The sequence below is a fragment of the Rhizobium sp. AG855 genome (assembly GCF_003610655.1).
Lineage (GTDB): Bacteria > Pseudomonadota > Alphaproteobacteria > Rhizobiales > Rhizobiaceae > Allorhizobium > Allorhizobium wuzhouense.
On record NZ_RAQG01000003.1, the window covers coordinates 838435 to 855522 of the forward strand.

Consider the following 17088-nt stretch of genomic DNA (forward strand, 5'->3'; position numbering starts at 1 on the left):
ACTCGTCCCGAGGCCAATGGCATCGGGTCTTGGCAGCGCTGTCATCAGGCGGCAGTTTTGCTCGCGGCAACGGGTGGGCAGTAGATGCTTTCGAGCGTCGAGAGGATCTTGATGACCGATTCCGAGGTCGAGGAGTAGTAGATCGTCTGGGCGTCGCGGCGGGTCTTGACCAGCTTCTGCGCGCGCAGCTTGGACAGGTGCTGCGACAGGGCGGACTGGCTCAGGCCGACCTGGGCTGCCAGAACGCCAACCGGAACTTCACCCTCGACAAGGCTGCAAAGGATCATGAGGCGCTTCGGGTTTGCCATGGCGGACAGTAAGCCTGCGGCGACGGTGGATTGTTCGGACAATGCTCTTGTTTTCATCGGTTCAACTTTCCTTGGGCGAGCGCCTTGGGGGAGGGGCAATCGTAAAATCGGTGCCTTAGATATGTCATTAAGTCTATCAACGAGAATAAAATTGTATATGCCTAAATTTAAGGTACCGTGTATTCTGTTTTAGGTAATACTAATTCTAAATCCTGCTTTTTTGTGACGGGCGTCACAAATTCATGGCGAATGAGCATGTCCTTGAAAATTAAGTCTATTCCCTGAGAATCTATGCCGCAGACGGTCCATTTACCATCCGGCGCATGGTAAATTTCGGTGGCGATCCGAGAGGCGATGGCCGGTTTAGACCCCCCTAAATCTCGTATAAGGCTTTCCTGATCCTCCCAGAAATTATCGATAGGAATCGGTATGAGAAAGTCGTCCCTGCCCAAATGATAGGCGCGGCCGAAACCGCCATTGAGGCTCGCCTTTTCGGGCACCAGACGGAAGAAACGGAAGTCGGGAAAGTCGATATAAAGCTGCGATTTCGGGTGGCGGGCGAGGAAGCGGCCGCGCAGCCGCGCATGCAGCGCGCTGTCGCGTTCGACGCTTTCAGCCCGGCATTGCACGGTGAGCCGCGGATGGGCGAGGGGGTCCCCCTTGCCTGGTTCGCCGGTCAGCAGCGAGGCGCGCGGATCGGCGAGCAGCGCGCCGGTATGAGCCGACAGGTTCGAGACGAGGATAACGGCGGCACCATCGATATCGGTGCCGAGCAGCACGCGACTGACAAAGGGAAAACCCGTTTCCGGATCGATGACGCCGATGGCCGCAAATCGCGCACCGCGCAGCAAGATGCGCGCCTGGCGGCGCGCATCGTCGTCGGTGTCGCGAATCACCTTTGGCTTGTCCGTCATATCCCTCGTCTCCGGTATCCGCCTGTTTGTCTTGCGGATGCCGGGCTGGGCGTCAGGCCTTGCGTCGGTGCCTGGTCAGGCCGCTCACGACATCCTGAGCATCGATCGTGCCGATGACGACGCCGTTGTCAACGACCCCGATGGTGCCGGGTTGCCGCGCGAGTGCATCGAGCACGTCGACGAGCGGCGTGCGCGGCGCCGTCGTGCCGGTCACCTGGCCCTGTTCGCCGGTGACCCCGTTGCGCATCACGTCGGCCGCCGTCAGCATGTTGATCGGGTTCATGTTCTGCACGAAATCCGCGACATACTGGTTGGTCGGGTTCCGCACGATTTCCTGCGGCGTGCCGCACTGGATGATGCGGCCGCCTTCCATGATGGCGATGCGGTTGCCGATGCGGAAGGCCTCGTCGAGGTCGTGACTGACGAACAGGATGGTCTTCTTCAGCCGCGCCTGGAATTCGAGGAGTTCGTCCTGCAGACGGGTGCGGATCAGGGGGTCGAGTGCCGAGAAGGGCTCGTCCATCAGGAGGATCGGCGCGCCGGTCGCAAAGGCGCGGGCGAGGCCGACGCGCTGCTGCATGCCGCCGGAGAGTTCCTGCACCTTGCGGTCGGCCCATTTCGACAGGTTGACCAGTTCCAGCTGGGTCGCCACCGTCTCTTCGCGCTCGGCATCCGGCACGCCTGCCAGCTCCAGGCCGAAGCCGACATTTTCGGCAACCGTGCGCCAGGGCAGCAGGCCGAACTGCTGGAAAACCATGGAGACGGTGTGCATGCGCAGATCGCGCAGAATGCCGGCCGAGGCTTTGTAGGGATCGACAAAGCCGGCGTCCGTCTTGACGGCGACATTGCCGCGGACCACCGGGGCAAGGCCGTTCACGGCGCGCAGAAGGGTCGATTTGCCCGAGCCGGACAGGCCCATCAGCACCAGGATTTCGCCTTCCTGGACGGCAAGAGAGGCGCCGGCGACGCCGAGCACCAGGCCTGTTTCGGCACCGATCTCGTCGCGGGTCCTGCCCTGGTCGACCATTTCGAGGGCGCGTTGCGGATTGTCGCCGAAGACGATGTCGACATTGCCGAAGATTACTGCGTCGCTCATGCGTCGTCTCCCATGCCGGGGATGCGGAAGATCCGGTCGAGAATGATGGCGAGGATGACGATGCAGAGGCCTGCCTCGAAACCACGGGCGATGTTGACGGTGTTGAGCGCGCGCACCACGGGCACGCCGAGGCCGCTTGCGCCGACCAGTGCCGCGATGACGACCATCGACAGCGACAACATGATCGTCTGGGTGAGGCCCGCCATGATCTGCGGCGTGGCGAAGGGCAGTTCGACCTTGCGCAGCACCTGAGAGGGGGTGGCGCCGAAGGCGACCGCCGCTTCCACCAGCGAGGGCGGGGTCGAGATGATGCCGAGGCGGGTGAGGCGGATCGGGGCGGGAATGGCGAAGATGACGGTGGCGATGAGACCCGGGACCATGCCGAGGCCGAAGAGGATGAGCGCCGGGATCAGGTAGACGAAGGTCGGGATCGTCTGCATGAGGTCGAGCACCGGGCGCACGGCGGTGTAGAGCCAGGGGCGGCGGGCGCAGGCAATGCCGATCGGCACGCCGATGACCATCGAGACGCCGGCAGCCGCCAGCACGAGCGCCAGCGTTTCCATCGTCTCCTTCCAGTAACCCTGGTTGTAGATCAGGAGAAGGCCGAGAAAGGTGAAAACGACCACGCCTATCGAGCGGCGCATGACCCAGGCAAAGAGCGAGAAGAGGGCAATCATCAGCAGCGGATAAAAGGGCTCGAACGCCGTCCCCTTCAGGAAGGGGCCCTGCAGCACGAAGAGCATCGCATTGATGGATGCGCTGAGGATCGTGGCGATCAGATTGAACAGTACGTCCAGATTGGTCGTCAGCCAGTCGACGAAACCCTTCGAAAGCGCCCCGATGGGCAATTTGTAGTCAGTCAGAAAATTCATTGATGTCCCCGAACCGCCTCATGTGGATTGCCTGGAGGCCGCGCGGACGGTGCTGCGTCCGTCCGCGCGGTTTCCCAGTCGATGGACAGTCTTCAGAGACCGAGAGCCGTCTTGACTGCCGGCAGACCTTCGCTGCCGTCCTTGGTCTTCACGCCGGCGAGCCAGGGCTCGATCACGGCCGGGTTGGCCTTCAGCCAGTCGGTGGCCGCTGCCTCGGCGTCGGCGCCGTCGTTGAGGATCTTGCCCATGATCTCGTTCTCCATCTGGAGCGAGAACTTCAGGTTGGTGACGAACTTGCCGACATTCGGGCATTCGGTGGTGTAGCCGGCGCGGGTGTTGGTGAAGATCGTCGCGCCGCCGAAATTCGGGCCGAAGACATCGTCGCCGCCCGACAGATAGGTCAGCTTGAAGTTGGCGTTCATCGGATGCGGCTCCCAGCCGAGGAAGACGACGGGTTCGCCGTCCTTTTCGGCGCGGGCGACCTGGGCCAGCATGCCCTGTTCGGAAGATTCGACGACTTCGAACTTGCCGAGGCCGAACTTGTCACCTTCGATCATGTCGAGGATCAGGCGGTTGCCGTCATTGCCCGGCTCGATGCCGTAGATCTTGCCGCCGAGTGCGTCGGAATTCTTGGCGATGTCGGCGAAATCCTTGATGCCGAGTTCAGCGCCCTTTGCATTGGTGGCGAGCGTGTATTTCGCGCCTTCGAGGTTGGGGCCGAAGATCTCGACGGACTTGTCGTCGCGATAGGGAGCGAGGTCACCTTCCATGGTCGGCATCCAGTTGCCGAGGAAGACGTCGATGTCCTTGTTCTTCAGCGAGGAGTAGGTGACCGGCACGGAGAGAACCGTGGTGGTCGGCTCGTAACCGAGCGCCTTGAGGATGACCGAGGCGGTCGCGGTGGTGGCGGTGATGTCGGTCCAGCCGACGTCGGAGAAGCGGACGGTCGAGCAGCTCTCGGCTTCTGCCGCCGCAAGCGGCATGGCGGAGATCGCCAGCAGCGAGACGGTGGCGACGAGGGTGCGGCGACAAGCGAGGATGGTATTCATTTCAGGCTCCCGTTTTTTTATTGAAGTTCCCAAGTCAACATTCAATACCGGAGAATTGCAAGGATGCCCGCGCGTTTGCGCCGCGGCATGACCCCTGTTTGCGACCTCGATCGCCTTTAACTGTCGCATTCCGGCGCCGATGTCGCGAATGCCAAAAATCAGTGGAAGTTGATGCGCGTCAATGCGCGCTCTTGCCGTGTCATGCCATCAGGTGTCTGGATATCGCAGCGCTTGCCGGCGCTGTCGAATGGATCAAAAGGAGTTTCGATGAAAACGTCTTCCATGCTGGTGCTGTTGTCCACGCTCGCCCTGCCGCTTCCGGCGCTCGCCGATGGCGATCCGGTCGCCGGGGCCAAGGCCTTCAAGGTCTGTTCGGCCTGTCACATCGCAACCGAGGCCAAGAACAAGGTCGGCCCGACGCTGCAAGGTGTGGTCGGGCGCCCGGTGGCGTCGATCGCCGACTATAAATACTCCCCCGCCATGACCGAGTTCGGTCAGGGCAAGGTCTGGGACGACGCGCTGCTGACGGACTATCTCAAGGCACCCAAAGCCTTGGTGAAGGGCACCAAGATGGCCTTTGCCGGTCTGAAGAAGGACGAGGACATCGCCAATGTCATCGCCTATCTGAAGGATCCCGCCGCCGGCGGACAGTAATTCGGCACAACTTGGCGCTGCGGCAGCCGTTGACCGGCTGTCGCATTTCTCTGCTACGCCCTCTTGTGTGGCGGCCGCGATCATCCACATTGGGTGAGCGCCATCGGCGCTGTGCGTTCCGACGCTTTCCTGCACCGGGAAACGCGTTATGGTGGCACGAGACGAGGCCGGCCCGCCGCCGGCAGGAGTGACAGGGAGAGAACATGGCGACTTTGCAATCCTTCGACAGCGAGATCGAGAAGACGCGCAAGGTCGTCTCGGACATGCGCGGCAAGATCGAACAGTCCGGAATGGTGCTGGATACGCTCGCCAAGAGCGACAGCAAGCTGACCGGCCAGGACTTCGATATCGAGAATGCCCGTATCGAGGACGTGTTGAAGCAGCAGAAGGTGATGGAATCCAACATCGCCGACCTGATCATCGGGCTGGAAGACGCGACCAATGTCTTCGGCGCCGAGTTCGAGAGCATGAAGAGCTTTTCCGGCATGGAAAAGTTCATCGGCATCTTCTCCAAGCAGAAGGCGCAGCGCATGCGCACCGAACGCGTGCGCAACATGTCGCTTGCCGGCAATCTGCAGGAACTGCTCGCCAAGTCGGACAGCATCGTCGGCATCCTCAAGGAACAGAAGTCCGTCCTCGAAGAACGCTACAAGACTTCGGAAACAAGCCTCGTGCAGGTGATCGAACGGCGCAAGCAGACGATCGCCAATCTCGAGGAAACCCAGAAGCGCATCGAGACGCTCAATCCGGCGCTGCTCGACATCGAAAACAAGATCGCCGCCTCCACCGACACGTCCGAACGGACCGCTCTGGAAGCCGAGCGCTCCAAGCTTGCGACCGACTACAACCAGGCCCAGGCGCGCGAGCAGGAACTGCTGGCGGAGAGCCAGACGCTGGAACGCTACACCTCGATGTTCCAGACCTTTGTCGATTCGCTCAACAACCAGATTGCCGCCCAGAACACGCTGATCAACAAGCTGACCATCGATACCGAGCAGCGCATCGTGCTCTACAAGGCGCTGGAGGATTCGTTGAAGACGGCCGCCCAGCAGGAGGTCGCACACCGGATCAACACGCTGGGCTCCCAGGTGGATACGGCCGCCGAAGAAACCATGGCCGGCATCGGCGCTGCAGCGCAGCGCCATATCGGCGATCTCTTGGAACTGCACGAGAAGAACATGCTCTCGACGCAGGACATCCAGCGCCGCAAGAAACTCGCCGACGAGGCCTTCGCCCGGCGTTTCCAGACCGTGCTCGACAAGCACAACGCCGCCAACTACGTGAAGCCCTGATCATGCCGGATGCGTGGACGCGATCTTCGGATCGCGTGCCGCTCTCGCGGTGCGCAGTCCTGTTGATAGGGGGAGGGGCATGAACGTCGTCGATCGCACCAGTGCCGTGTCGCACTATTTCACCACGATGGCCTCGGCGCTGTCGGGGCTCGAGCAGTTCTTCGGCCAGCCGGACCGCCGCTTCGGCGAAAAGGGTCCGCCGACGCTGCATCTTCTGCCCTACCTCGATCGCCTGCGAAACTCCTTTACCTCCTGGCAGAACCGCATCGGTTTTTCCGGCCAGTTCAAGATCGCGCAGGCCGAGAGCGGCTTTCCGATCTTCAAGAACGTGCTGGAGCTTGAAAACGACCGGGCAGGGGCTGCATCCCGGCTCTCGACGATCCCGGATGTCGGCAAGCTGCGCGCGGAAATGGTCGATTTCATCCTGCGGCAGAAGGAGTTTCCGGCAGCCCTGCAGCAGCAGATCGCCGAGCGGCTTTATCTCGAGCAGGTCGGCGCCGGTGAGATCTTCTCGCCCTTCGTTTTGCCGACCACCGTTGCCGTCAGCGTCAATCCGCAATCGCGCCGGCCGTCCTATCTCGTCAGCTGGGCTGCCTTCGACGGGGTCAGCACGCTGCCGATGATCTATCTCGCGACGGTCGAGGATTCCTCCGAGAACGTGGCGAAGATCCTGGTGACCGAGACTGGCACGCTCAACGAAGAGGTCGAGATTCCGCTTCCCGTCGGCGGGCTGCTCAATCCGGAGCTGGCGCGCAGCTTCGATGATTTCTGCGCCAAGAATTCCGCTTACTCGCTGACGCCGGCGACGATCGCGACGAATATGGATCGCGACTTTCCCAACCTGCATCCGAAATCGGTGCGGCGCGTCGTGCTGGGGCCGCTCTATTCGACCGGGCTGACCGAAAACTCCGGTCGCGTCACCGAAATCCTCGACCGGGTGCGCAGACCGGAGAATGCCTGGGTGATGACCTGGACGGTGCAGGAGGTGTTTTCCAAACGCGAGCAGCCTGCGGTGAAGGGCTTCTTTTCATCAACGCCGGCCACCCAGGAATTCCATATCGAGACGCATGACCTGGAAGCGGCGCGCATGGGCGTTTCGACCTATGAAAAACATGCACTTGTGCCGCATGACGCCTATCAGGCGCTTTATGCGGCGAACGAGGTCAGCGCGATCTTCGGCAATTTCAAGGTGCATGTGATTTCCGGCAACCAGATCGTGAGCGAGGTCTGAAGATGAGTGAACTGACGGCCGGGCTGACGACGCTCAGGGAAGAGGACATCGCCAAGCATCTCGCGGTCGCGCAAGGGCTGGTGACGCGGGTGATCGTGCTCGATCAGGGCGAGGGTTCGTCCGGCGCCCCGATTGCCGGTACGGGCCGGCGGTTTGTCTCGACGGTCTCCACCGGCTCGGTGCGCAGAACCCGCGAGATCGAACTCACCAAAACCATTCAGTCGGCCAGCACAGCCGATCCGCTGATGACGCCGGCCCAGCATGCCGTGCTCTATCGCGTGCGGCGCGGTGCGCAGGTGGCGCTTGCGATATCGGATGTCTTTGCCCGGCAGAGCGAGCTCGAGCCTTTGCAGGCGCGCAACATCAGTGCACCGCTGCAGGGCGAGGAGGCCGCGCGCTTCAAGGCGCTGATCGCCTCCCAGGCCTATGTGGCAGCGTTTGCCTTTGCCGCCTATCTGAAGTCCACCGTCTCCGGTGAGGGCGAACAGCTCGACGGTATCCGCGAACCCGACTTCCTGTTCGATACGGCCCAGGATGCGCTCAAAAGCATGGTCGCTGCCATCGATACGGCCGCCAAGGGTGCTGGTGACGATCAGACGCTGATCGGCCGGGTGCGCGGTCTCGCCGATCTCGCGCTCGACGGGCTTCTCACCCGCAAGGCGCGCTTCGAACATCTCGGTGTGTTCGAAAACGCCCATATCCGCGTCGATCAGGACGATTTCACCCTCGATGGTTTCGACGCCGTGCCGGGCGTCAAGTCGAAGCCGCTGTCGATGAGCTTCAAGAAGCCGGAAGAGATCATCGGCAACCACATCGCCAAATATCAGGCGCTGAAGCTCGCCAAGATGCTGATGGCCTATGATTTCGACCGGCAGATGAACCCATTCGTCGAGCTGGGCGGTTTTCTCTTCACCTTCATCGGCGACGGCATGCCGGGCACCGGCAAGACGATCCTGATCCAGATGCTGGCGGGTCTCCTGAACGACTACTGCCAGATGGCGGGTTATGCCTTTCACTACGAGAATTTCGGCGTCGACCAGATCTCGTCCTATCAGGGCAAGTCGGGCCAGAACTGCAAAGGCTTCGTCAACAACGTGCTCAACCCCCGCGTCATCGGCTTCGGCACGATCGACGACGTCGATCAGGTCACCGCCAAACGCTCCGACGACCGGGCGTCGGCGGGGCAGCACGAGGTGACGGCGGTGCTGATGGAGAGCTTTGCCGGCGCCTCGACTGTGGTGCGCGGCAATGCGACCTTCGGCATGTTCTCCAACTATCCCGAAAATGTCGATGATGCGCTTCGCCAGCGCGCCGGGGCCCGCTGGCTGGTCGACGGGCCGCAGACGCGCGAGGACTATATCGACATCTTCTCGCTGCTGGTCGGCAAGAACCACCAGATCCCGCTCGGAGACCACAAGCTCTTTGCCGGCCAGGAAATACAGAAGGCCGTCAGCCGCTCCTATGGCGAGCATGACCGCCCGAAGGAGGACGGGCTCGTGGCGGTCTGGGAACGCTACGAGAAGGCCGAGGGCAAGATAGAAACGCTTGAGGATGTCGGCGCCTATCTGCATGCGATCAAGCTCGCCGAACCGCGCTTCACCGGCCGCGCTATCAAGAACATCACCGATGCGATCAAGATGCGGGCAATGGATGTCGAATTGCCCGATGCCTGGTTCGAAAAGCCTGATGCCTTCGTCCACAAGAGCTATGACGAGAAGAAGGCGATGATCGCGGAGCTGCGCGGCCCCGTGACGATGGACATGATCCTTCAGGAGATCAACCGCTACGCCGACTCGGAATTCCGCTATGCCGACAAGTCTGATGATGCGGCGGTGAGCGAGATCATTCGCCGCGAACGCCAGCGCGAGCGGGCGATCGGGGAGATCGAGAAGATGAAGGGGGAGGGGACGTGGTGAGTGAGTGCTGCGCTTGCCCCTCATCCGCCCTTCGGGCACCTTCTCCCCGCAGGCGGGGAGAAGGCCAGGTGGCCGGCGTCGTGCTCCTCCCTCTCCCCCCTTTCGGGGAGAGGGTAGGGTGAGGGGCATTTGCAGATCGCGATGTGGTCAAGGGTGCACAGATGCGGGGTGCGAACCAGAAAAGGACAGCAAGGGCGAGAAGTCTGCGAAAGGTCGAGAACGACGCTGAGGCTGCTTTATGGAGCGAATTGCGGGCGCGGCGTCTCGGCGGATACAAGTTCGTCCGGCAACTGCCGATCGGCCCCTTCTTCGCCGACTTTGCCTGCCGCGAGGCTCTCTTGGTCGTTGAAGTCGATGGCAGTCAGCATGCTGATAGTGAACATGATGCAAAACGGAATGCTTTTATGAATGCCAATGGGTGGTCAGTCGTTAGGTTCTGGAACGCAGATGTACTGCGTGAACGCGAAGCCGTGCTCGATACGCTGATCGCCATCCTTGATGGTCGGATCAACCAAGTCGTACTCAGCTGTGACCCGACCTACCTCCCAGCGGAGCGGCCCGCATGAACCGTCTCCTCCAAGCCGAGCTCATCTACGGCCGCCTGCTGGCGATCCGCGAGCCGCATCTCGTTGCCCGCTACAACAAGGCGCTTGTCGCCTTTGGCCTGCCCGAGACGAAACTCACCGAATTCGACATCGACATCACCGGCTTTTCGCCACAGGTGGCCGACGAACTCGGCGATCCCGATTATCTCGATCCGCTGAAGGTCAACCGCCGCTTCGTGATCCTCACCCCGGAGCAGGACAGCCTGCCGGTGGTGCATACGAGTTTTTCCAATACCGCCGGCCTGATGCACGAGTTTTTCGCCGCAAACGCCCGCGCGATCCATGCGATCACGCTCAAGGACACGCTCTATGGCGAAATCGAGGACAGCGTATCGGAGGTGAAGACGCTCGATGATCTGCTGTCGATCAACGAGGTGAAGTTCAAGGTGCTGTCGGCCGAGGACCTGCTCGGCAAGGCCGGGGAGCTGCGCCAGCTCTGCGATGCACTGGTCACCGGCCCCGATGCCTGGCGCGACGACGACATGCTCACCCGCATGGTGGCGCTCGCCAAGGAAACCGGCGACATCAGGCAGAACACGCTGGTGCCCGATCAACTCGTCTTCCGCCACGATGCCTTCTGGGCCGATCATTTCGGCGGCGTCTTCGTGTTCGTCGACGACAAGATCACCACTGTCATCTGCGATCCGGGCGCGCCCGGCTTCCGGCGCTCGCGGCCCTGGCAGGTCAGCTATATCTCGATCGACGATACCGCACAGGTCGCCGATTTCCTGGCACGCACGGGCCGTCTCGATCTGCCACGGGCGAGCTGGGTCGAAAGCTCCGGGCTTTTTGCCCACAGGCTGGAAATGGCGCTGCTGTCCGTGGCGGCCACCCTCGATCCCGTGCCGGATCTGACGCGGATCGACCCCGTCTGGATGCAGACCTTCCTGCATCGCAATGCCCGTGCCATCAACGAAGGCGGCGTCTATCCCCTCCTGCAGGAGGCGCTCAGGACGCTGTCACGCACGGGCAATCTGCGCATGGCGGATATCGATCCGAAGTTTCGGCTCTGGCTGGTGCGCGCCGAACCCGGCCATCCCGACCAGTGGCTCACCAACCGGCTGATCGCGCATCTGACGCCGGACGATTTCGTTTCGCGCTTCGTCTTCGACAAGCAGGGCTTCTACCGCGCCTATGAGCGCTATCCGGAAGCTTATCGCGATTATGTTGTATCCCGCCTGTCCGAGACATATCTGAAGGACAAGGCCCAATTTCGCAAACGCCTCTATGGACTAGGAGATGACCATGCTTGACCCGATCATCGCGTTTTTCCAGCGCGTCTTCGCCGCGATCGGCCGGGGCGTCGGCCTGGTCGTCGCGTGGCTGCTTTGGCCGTTTCTCGCCGCGCATGGCTGGTATCGCGACCGCAGCTGGATCATCAAGGGGCCGATCCTTGGCATTCTGCTGCTCCTGATCCTCGCTTACGGCCAGTTCTTCTACCGCACGCAGATCTGGAACGGCTTCGACCCGGCCTTCGTCCAGACCTACAAGCTCGATGCGCGCAAGGTTCCCGCAGGCGCGCCCTTGCCGGACCAGGCCAATCGCTGCCAGGATTCCGCCGTCGTCACGCTCGCCGCCGCGCTGACCGATCAGAACGTCAACCAGAACACCTGGATCTCGTCGACGCTCCTCTACAAGGTCGGCTTCTTCGGCATCGACTGGGACAATACCCCCTTCTTCGACAACAAGGCCTCGTTCCAGCGCGGCGTGAACCAGGTGGTGCGCCGCACCGCCATCCAGCTCGCCGACAATCTCGGCCGCGTGCGGGGAACCTCGGGGATCAACAACGACCTGCAGGATGCCCGCGGCAATATCCAGTTCGATGAAGGAACCTGGTATTTCGGCGTCGATCCCTTCGGCTTCAAGACGCCGACGCCCAGCTATTATCGCGCTGCCGTCGACAGCTGGAACCGCTTCAACACGTCGCTTGCCAATTGCGAAGCGGTCTTCGATTCGCGTGCCGACAACCTCCTGCAGCTGCTGGAAGGCATGGCGAGCGATCTCGGCAACACATCCGACATTCTTCGCCGCCGCTCCGAGGAGTTCAATGCCGGCTGGTTCGATACACGGGCCGATGATCGCTACTGGTTCGCGTTCGGCCAGCTCTATGCGCAATACGCTCTCCTGAAGGCCGCCCATGCCGATTTCGCCGATGTCATTCGCGAGCGCAATCTGACCGCCATCTGGGCCGAGATGGAGCGCCAGCTGCAGGGTGCCCTGAAAATCCAGCCGGCAATCATCTCCAATGGACGCGAGGACGGCTGGATCATGCCGACGCATCTGGCGACCATGGGTTTCTATACGCTTCGGGTTCGGTCCAACATGGTCGAGATTCGCGCGATCCTCGATCGCTGAGGCCGCCGCGCCCGCCATGACGCAAAAGGCCCGGTCGCAAGACCGGGCCTTTCGATTTCAGGATCTTGCTGCGATCAGCTGATGATCTTCATCCGGATCGCTTTGGCGACGAGCTGGGTGCGATTGACGCAATCGAGCTTGCGGATCGCATTGGTCATGTACGCATTGACGGTATGGTCGGAGAGCGACAGGATCTGGCCGATCTCCAGCGAGGTCTTGCCCTGCGCCGTCCAGCGCACCACTTCCAGTTCGCGTGCGGACAGGACATTGGTGTTGCTCGCCGTCCGGCGAAGACGGTCGAACATGTCGAAGGCCTGCGTCGTCAGCATGGACAGTTCATTGATGTCGTGCTGCTGCAGGGGCGGGCGCTTACCGTCATAGCGCACCACGTAGCGTGTGCCGTCAATTGCCGTCAGCGAAAACAGGATGCCGGAAAGCAGCTGGTATTTCCGCATCAGGTCTGCCAGGGGCTGCGGGCATTCGAAATCCGGACTGTGGCCGTCGGCACCCAGCCACCATGCCGCATGCATGATCGTGCGACTGATATGCGGGACGGTCGGACAATAGCGGAGGAAACCCTGGCGGTCGAATTCGCGGCAATAGTCTGCCGGGAGCGTGGTCTCGCGCACAAGCGGGCCGATGATCTTGTCTTGGCTGGTGGGAGCGACCGCCAGCGTCACGTGGTCGAGGCCGTATTCCCGGGCGGCCTGCTTCCAGCATTCCAACAGTTCCGCACGGCTTTGGCAGCTCCCGATTTCTTGGCTCAAGAGCGTCTGTCGTTGTGGCAGCATTTTTCTTGTTTCGAAAGTTGAGAACTAACTGTAGGTTTGAACAAATATATGAGTCCGAGTGAAATGCTAGGGGTTTTCGGCCCTGGGCTGCATTAATATGACTAATTTCTGACCTATGCCGTTCAAAATGGCAACTCGTCATTTCCTCCAAATTCATACGGGCAGTGCCGAACCCGCCTTCACCTCTTCCATCACCGCATAGGTGTGGGTCTCGCGCACCCCGGGCAGCGGCAGAATCACTTCCGACAGGAATTGCCGATAGGCTTCCATGCCGGCGACCCGTGCCTTGACCAGATAATCGAAACCTCCGGCGACCATGTGACACTCCATGACGTCATCCGATCTTTTTACGGCTGCGGCAAAGGTGTCGAAGACATCCGCTGTCGTGCGGTCCAGTTTCACTTCGATGAAAACGAGCAGGTTGCGGCCGAGCTTCTGCGGCGACAGGATGGCGGCGTAGCCGGTGATGTAGCCTTCCCGCGTCAGTCGGCGCACCCGTTCGGCCGTCGCCGTCGGCGACAGGTTCACGCGTTCGGCAAGCTCGATATTGGTCAGTCGCCCTTCTGACTGGAGCGCGCGAAGGATCTTGCGGTCGAGGCGGTCGATTTCTTTGCTCACTCTCTATCGATCTCCATTTCTGCAGTGAATATGCCAGAAAAATGGTTCAAGAATAGTGTGAAACACGGCAAATCCGACGATATGTTGCGGATACCACGGAGGTGACAATGATCAAGCCAGCCATGACCGATTTTCCGCGTTTCGAAGCCCCTTATGCTGGCGATGATGACGAGCTCATCCGCCATTTTGCCTCGCGGCTGTCGCTGTCGGACAGTCAGAACGGGGCGATCGACCGCCGCGCCACCTCCTATATCGACGCGATCCGCAACAATTCCGGCTCGATCGGCGGCGTCGAGGACTTTCTCCGCGAATACGGGTTGTCTACCCGCGAAGGCTTGGCCCTGATGGTGCTGGCCGAAGCGCTGTTGCGCGTGCCTGATGCGCTGACCCAGGATCGGCTCATCGAGGACAAGCTGAAAGAGGGCGGCTGGAGCGAACACGAGGCGCATGGCGACAGCTGGTTCGTCTCGGCCTCTGCCTGGGCGCTGGGTCTGTCCGCCCGCGTCATCCGTCCGGGCGAGACGCCGGAGGGTGTCATGCGCGGCCTCGTCAAGCGGCTCGGCCTGCCGACCGTCCGATCCGCCACCAAGCAGGCGATGCGCTTCCTCGGCCATCATTTCGTGCTGGGCGAAACCATCAAGGACGCGTTGTCGCGTGCAGCCAAGAGCGAAGAGCGCGGCTACCGCCATTCCTTCGACATGCTGGGCGAGGGGGCGCGCACGGCCGAAGATGCCAAGCGTTATTTCCAGTCCTATGCCAGCGCCATCGAGGCGATCGGCGCGCATATGGCCAAACACGGCAAGAGCCAGCAACTGCCGAACCGCATGGGCATTTCGGTCAAGCTCTCGGCGCTCCACCCGCGTTATCTCGCCACCCATCGCGACCGGGTCATGCGTGAACTGGTGCCGGATCTGCTGAAGCTCGCGCAGATGGCAAAGGCGCATCAGCTGAACTTCACCGTCGATGCCGAAGAGGCAGACCGTCTCGAACTGTCGCTCGACGTGATCGCCGCCGTCTTCGCCGATCCGTCGCTTGCCGGCTGGGACGGTTTCGGTCTGGCCATCCAGGCCTATCAGAAGCGTGCGCCGCAGGTGATCGACTATATCGACAGCCTCTGCCAGCAGTATGGCCGCCGGATGATGGTCCGCCTGGTCAAGGGTGCCTATTGGGATACGGAAGTGAAGCGCGCCCAGGAGCGTGGTCTCGACGATTACCCGGTCTGGACCCGCAAGCCCGCGACCGATCTGTCCTATCTGCATTGCGCGGCGAAGCTCATGGAAAAGCGCGCCCGCATCTTCCCGCAATTCGCCACGCACAATGCACTGACCGTCTCGACGATCATCGAGCTTGCCGGCACTGACCGCACGGGCTTCGAATTCCAGCGCCTGCATGGCATGGGCGAGGCCCTCTACGACACGTTGCTGTCGGGCAATGACCGCATCGCCTGCCGCATCTATGCGCCTGTCGGCGGCTATCGCGATCTGCTTGCCTATCTGGTTCGCCGCCTGCTCGAAAACGGTGCGAATTCTTCCTTCGTGGCCGTTGCCGGCGACAAGAACATCCCGGTCACGGCACTTCTGGAGCGGCCGACGGAGAAGCTCGGTCTTGGCAATGGCCAGAGCGCCCGCCACAGCCAGATCCCGATGCCGCTGTCCCTCTATGGCGACCGCAAGAACAGCGCCGGCTTCGAATTCGGCCATCGTGACAATCTGGAGCGGCTGATGGCCCGCGTTTCCCAGCCGCTGGCCGAGATCGCCGCCCATCCGCTGGTGCCTGGTGCGACCGGCGCCACGGCCGAGGAGGCCGTGCTCTCGCCCTCCGACCGCTCTCGCAAGGTTGGCTCCGTGCACAATGCGACGCCTGCCGATGTCGACCGGGCCTTTGCCGCCGGGCGCCAGGGTTTTGCCCGCTGGTCACGGGTTACCGTCGAGGAGCGGGCCGCAACCCTCGACAAACTGGCCGACCTGCTCGAGGCCGATCGCGACCGGTTGCTGTCGCTTCTGGCGCTCGAAGCCGGCAAGACGCTGGATGACGGTGTTGCCGAAATCCGCGAGGCGGTCGATTTCTGCCGCTATTATGCGACCCAGGCCCGCAAGCAGTTCGGTGAGGCCGAAGTCATGCCCGGCCCGACGGGTGAACTCAACCGTCTCTCCTGGCGCGGTCGCGGCGTCTTTGCCTGCATCTCGCCGTGGAATTTCCCGCTCGCCATCTTCCTCGGCCAGGTCTCGGCGGCACTCGTCGCCGGCAATGCCGTCCTTGCCAAGCCTGCGCCCCAGACGCCGCTGATCGCCTTTGAGGCGGTCAAGCTGTTCCACAAGGCGGGCGTGCCCGAAGACGTGCTGATGCTCTTGCCCGGTGCCGGCGATGTCGGTGCCGCGATTGCCGCCCATCCGAAGCTCGCTGGCATCGCCTTCACCGGCTCGACGGGCACTGCTCAGGCGATCAACCGGACGCTGGCCGCCAAGGACGGCCCGATCGTGCCGCTGATTGCCGAAACCGGTGGCCTCAACGCCATGATCGTCGATGCGACGGCGCTTGCCGAACAGGTGGCCGATGATGTCGTGCTTTCGGCCTTCCGGTCTGCCGGCCAGCGTTGCTCGGCGCTGCGCATTCTTTATCTCCAGGAAGACATCGCCGATGGCATGCTCGAGATGATCGAGGGTGCAGCCCGCGAGCTGAACCTCGGCAACCCGCTTGAGATCACCACCGATATCGGCCCTGTCATCGACGAGAAGCAGAAGGCGATGCTGGAGGCGCATATCGCCGACATGAAGCGGACCCAGAAGGTCCGTTATGCCGGCCAAGTGCCCGCGACCGGCAATTTCTTCGCCCCGCATATCGTCGAGCTCGACCGGCCGGAAGCGCTGACCAGGGAGATCTTCGGTCCCGTGCTCCATGTCGTGCGCTGGAAGGCCAAGGCGCTTGACCAGGTCATCGCGTCGATCGATGCCACCGGCTACGGGTTGACGCTCGGCGTGCACAGCCGCATCGAGGCGACGATCCGTACCGTCACGGAAGCGCTCGACACGGGCAATATCTATGTCAACCGCAACATGATCGGCGCCGTCGTCGGCACCCAACCCTTCGGTGGCTCCGGCATGTCCGGCACCGGCTTCAAGGCGGGTGGTCCGGCCTATCTCAGCCGCTTTGCGGTCGAACAGGTGATCTCGGTGAACACGGCCGCTGCCGGCGGCAATGCCAGCCTGATCGCGATCGGCGAGGGGTGAGGGGACGTCCACCTCCCCCTTGAGGGGGAGGTCGCCGCGAAGCGGCGGGTGGGGGTGAACAACACCACGAGTTCGATGCGAGAGCCTGCGGGCTAGCTCCCAGCCGTCACCCCACCCCGGAGCTGCGCTCCGACCCTCCCCCTCAAGGGGAGGGTAGAGG

General features: G+C 62.1%; 16 protein-coding genes. 8 read left to right on the plus strand and 8 right to left on the minus strand.

Annotated features, from left to right (window positions below; translation table 11 throughout):
* Positions 1–44 precede the first annotated feature (44 nt).
* The 6 genes from DFO46_RS04080 to DFO46_RS24225 form a co-directional block, all read right to left on the minus strand.
* The gene (locus DFO46_RS04080; RefSeq protein WP_110792077.1) at positions 45–365 is read right to left on the minus strand and encodes a metalloregulator ArsR/SmtB family transcription factor; all 321 of its coding nucleotides are present in this window, start codon (positions 363–365) and stop codon (positions 45–47) included.
* A 110-nt stretch (positions 366–475) separates the two neighbouring features.
* The gene (locus DFO46_RS04085; RefSeq protein WP_110792079.1) at positions 476–1222 is read right to left on the minus strand and encodes a pyridoxamine 5'-phosphate oxidase family protein; all 747 of its coding nucleotides are present in this window, start codon (positions 1220–1222) and stop codon (positions 476–478) included.
* A gap of 52 nt (positions 1223–1274) precedes the next feature.
* Complete coding sequence (choV, locus tag DFO46_RS04090; protein WP_120276418.1) at positions 1275–2318, minus strand: choline ABC transporter ATP-binding protein; 1044 nt, start codon at positions 2316–2318, stop codon at positions 1275–1277.
* Positions 2315–3190, minus strand: a complete 876-nt coding sequence (gene choW, locus DFO46_RS04095; RefSeq protein ID WP_120276419.1) for a choline ABC transporter permease subunit — start codon at positions 3188–3190, stop codon at positions 2315–2317. The genes choV and choW overlap by 4 nt, the downstream gene beginning before the upstream one ends.
* 92 nt (positions 3191–3282) lie before the next feature.
* The gene (locus tag DFO46_RS04100) at positions 3283–4173 is read right to left on the minus strand and encodes a choline ABC transporter substrate-binding protein (protein WP_245422596.1); all 891 of its coding nucleotides are present in this window, start codon (positions 4171–4173) and stop codon (positions 3283–3285) included.
* A gap of 224 nt (positions 4174–4397) precedes the next feature.
* Positions 4398–4523: a hypothetical protein gene (locus DFO46_RS24225; protein WP_281039886.1), complete on the minus strand. Its 126-nt coding sequence runs from the start codon at positions 4521–4523 to the stop codon at positions 4398–4400.
* On the opposite strand from DFO46_RS24225, the gene DFO46_RS04105 reads away from it, so the two are divergent.
* From DFO46_RS04105 to DFO46_RS04135, 7 genes are all read left to right on the plus strand, one after another.
* Positions 4507–4893, plus strand: a complete 387-nt coding sequence (locus DFO46_RS04105) for a cytochrome c family protein (RefSeq protein WP_110792086.1) — start codon at positions 4507–4509, stop codon at positions 4891–4893. The two genes, DFO46_RS24225 and DFO46_RS04105, sit on opposite strands and share 17 nt — an antisense overlap.
* Positions 4894–5096: 203 nt before the next feature.
* Positions 5097–6185 (plus strand): hypothetical protein, encoded by a 1089-nt coding sequence (locus DFO46_RS04110; protein WP_110792088.1) that lies wholly within the window; start codon positions 5097–5099, stop codon positions 6183–6185.
* A gap of 79 nt (positions 6186–6264) precedes the next feature.
* Entirely contained in the window at positions 6265–7416 is a 1152-nt protein-coding gene (locus DFO46_RS04115) for a hypothetical protein (RefSeq protein WP_120276421.1), read from the plus strand.
* 2 nt (positions 7417–7418) lie between these two features.
* Positions 7419–9332, plus strand: a complete 1914-nt coding sequence (locus tag DFO46_RS04120) for an AAA family ATPase (RefSeq protein WP_120276422.1) — start codon at positions 7419–7421, stop codon at positions 9330–9332.
* A 161-nt stretch (positions 9333–9493) separates the two neighbouring features.
* Positions 9494–9898 (plus strand): endonuclease domain-containing protein, encoded by a 405-nt coding sequence (locus DFO46_RS04125; protein ID WP_120278135.1) that lies wholly within the window; start codon positions 9494–9496, stop codon positions 9896–9898.
* Positions 9895–11190, plus strand: a complete 1296-nt coding sequence (locus DFO46_RS04130; RefSeq protein WP_110792092.1) for a DUF6638 family protein — start codon at positions 9895–9897, stop codon at positions 11188–11190. Before DFO46_RS04125 ends, DFO46_RS04130 begins: the two co-directional genes overlap by 4 nt.
* The gene (locus DFO46_RS04135) at positions 11183–12292 is read left to right on the plus strand and encodes a DUF2333 family protein (protein ID WP_120276423.1); all 1110 of its coding nucleotides are present in this window, start codon (positions 11183–11185) and stop codon (positions 12290–12292) included. Before DFO46_RS04130 ends, DFO46_RS04135 begins: the two co-directional genes overlap by 8 nt.
* A gap of 74 nt (positions 12293–12366) precedes the next feature.
* On the opposite strand, the gene DFO46_RS04140 is transcribed toward DFO46_RS04135, so the two are convergent.
* Positions 12367–13059 carry a LuxR family transcriptional regulator gene (locus DFO46_RS04140; protein ID WP_110792235.1) on the minus strand — a complete coding sequence of 231 codons (693 nt, stop codon included), beginning with the start codon at positions 13057–13059 and terminating at the stop codon, positions 12367–12369.
* Positions 13060–13236: 177 nt separating this feature from the next.
* Positions 13237–13701: an Lrp/AsnC ligand binding domain-containing protein gene (locus DFO46_RS04145; protein WP_110792095.1), complete on the minus strand. Its 465-nt coding sequence runs from the start codon at positions 13699–13701 to the stop codon at positions 13237–13239.
* Between the two features lie 107 nt (positions 13702–13808).
* Between DFO46_RS04145 and putA the strand changes: the two genes are divergently transcribed.
* Positions 13809–16928, plus strand: a complete 3120-nt coding sequence (gene putA, locus DFO46_RS04150; RefSeq protein ID WP_120276424.1) for a bifunctional proline dehydrogenase/L-glutamate gamma-semialdehyde dehydrogenase PutA — start codon at positions 13809–13811, stop codon at positions 16926–16928.
* Positions 16929–17088: the final 160 nt, after the last annotated feature.

Coding starts and splice junctions, on each gene's coding strand:
- choV (WP_120276418.1), bottom strand. CDS start 2,318: ATGAGCGACGCAGTAATCTTCGGCAATGTCGACATCGTCTTCGGCGAC.
- DFO46_RS04125 (WP_120278135.1), top strand. CDS start 9,494: ATGCGGGGTGCGAACCAGAAAAGGACAGCAAGGGCGAGAAGTCTGCGA.
- DFO46_RS04080 (WP_110792077.1), bottom strand. CDS start 365: ATGAAAACAAGAGCATTGTCCGAACAATCCACCGTCGCCGCAGGCTTA.
- DFO46_RS04110 (WP_110792088.1), top strand. CDS start 5,097: ATGGCGACTTTGCAATCCTTCGACAGCGAGATCGAGAAGACGCGCAAG.
- putA (WP_120276424.1), top strand. CDS start 13,809: ATGATCAAGCCAGCCATGACCGATTTTCCGCGTTTCGAAGCCCCTTAT.
- DFO46_RS04120 (WP_120276422.1), top strand. CDS start 7,419: ATGAGTGAACTGACGGCCGGGCTGACGACGCTCAGGGAAGAGGACATC.
- DFO46_RS24225 (WP_281039886.1), bottom strand. CDS start 4,523: ATGGAAGACGTTTTCATCGAAACTCCTTTTGATCCATTCGACAGCGCC.
- DFO46_RS04130 (WP_110792092.1), top strand. CDS start 9,895: ATGAACCGTCTCCTCCAAGCCGAGCTCATCTACGGCCGCCTGCTGGCG.
- DFO46_RS04115 (WP_120276421.1), top strand. CDS start 6,265: ATGAACGTCGTCGATCGCACCAGTGCCGTGTCGCACTATTTCACCACG.
- DFO46_RS04085 (WP_110792079.1), bottom strand. CDS start 1,222: ATGACGGACAAGCCAAAGGTGATTCGCGACACCGACGACGATGCGCGC.
- choW (WP_120276419.1), bottom strand. CDS start 3,190: ATGAATTTTCTGACTGACTACAAATTGCCCATCGGGGCGCTTTCGAAG.
- DFO46_RS04100 (WP_245422596.1), bottom strand. CDS start 4,173: ATGCCGCTTGCGGCGGCAGAAGCCGAGAGCTGCTCGACCGTCCGCTTC.
- DFO46_RS04105 (WP_110792086.1), top strand. CDS start 4,507: ATGAAAACGTCTTCCATGCTGGTGCTGTTGTCCACGCTCGCCCTGCCG.
- DFO46_RS04135 (WP_120276423.1), top strand. CDS start 11,183: ATGCTTGACCCGATCATCGCGTTTTTCCAGCGCGTCTTCGCCGCGATC.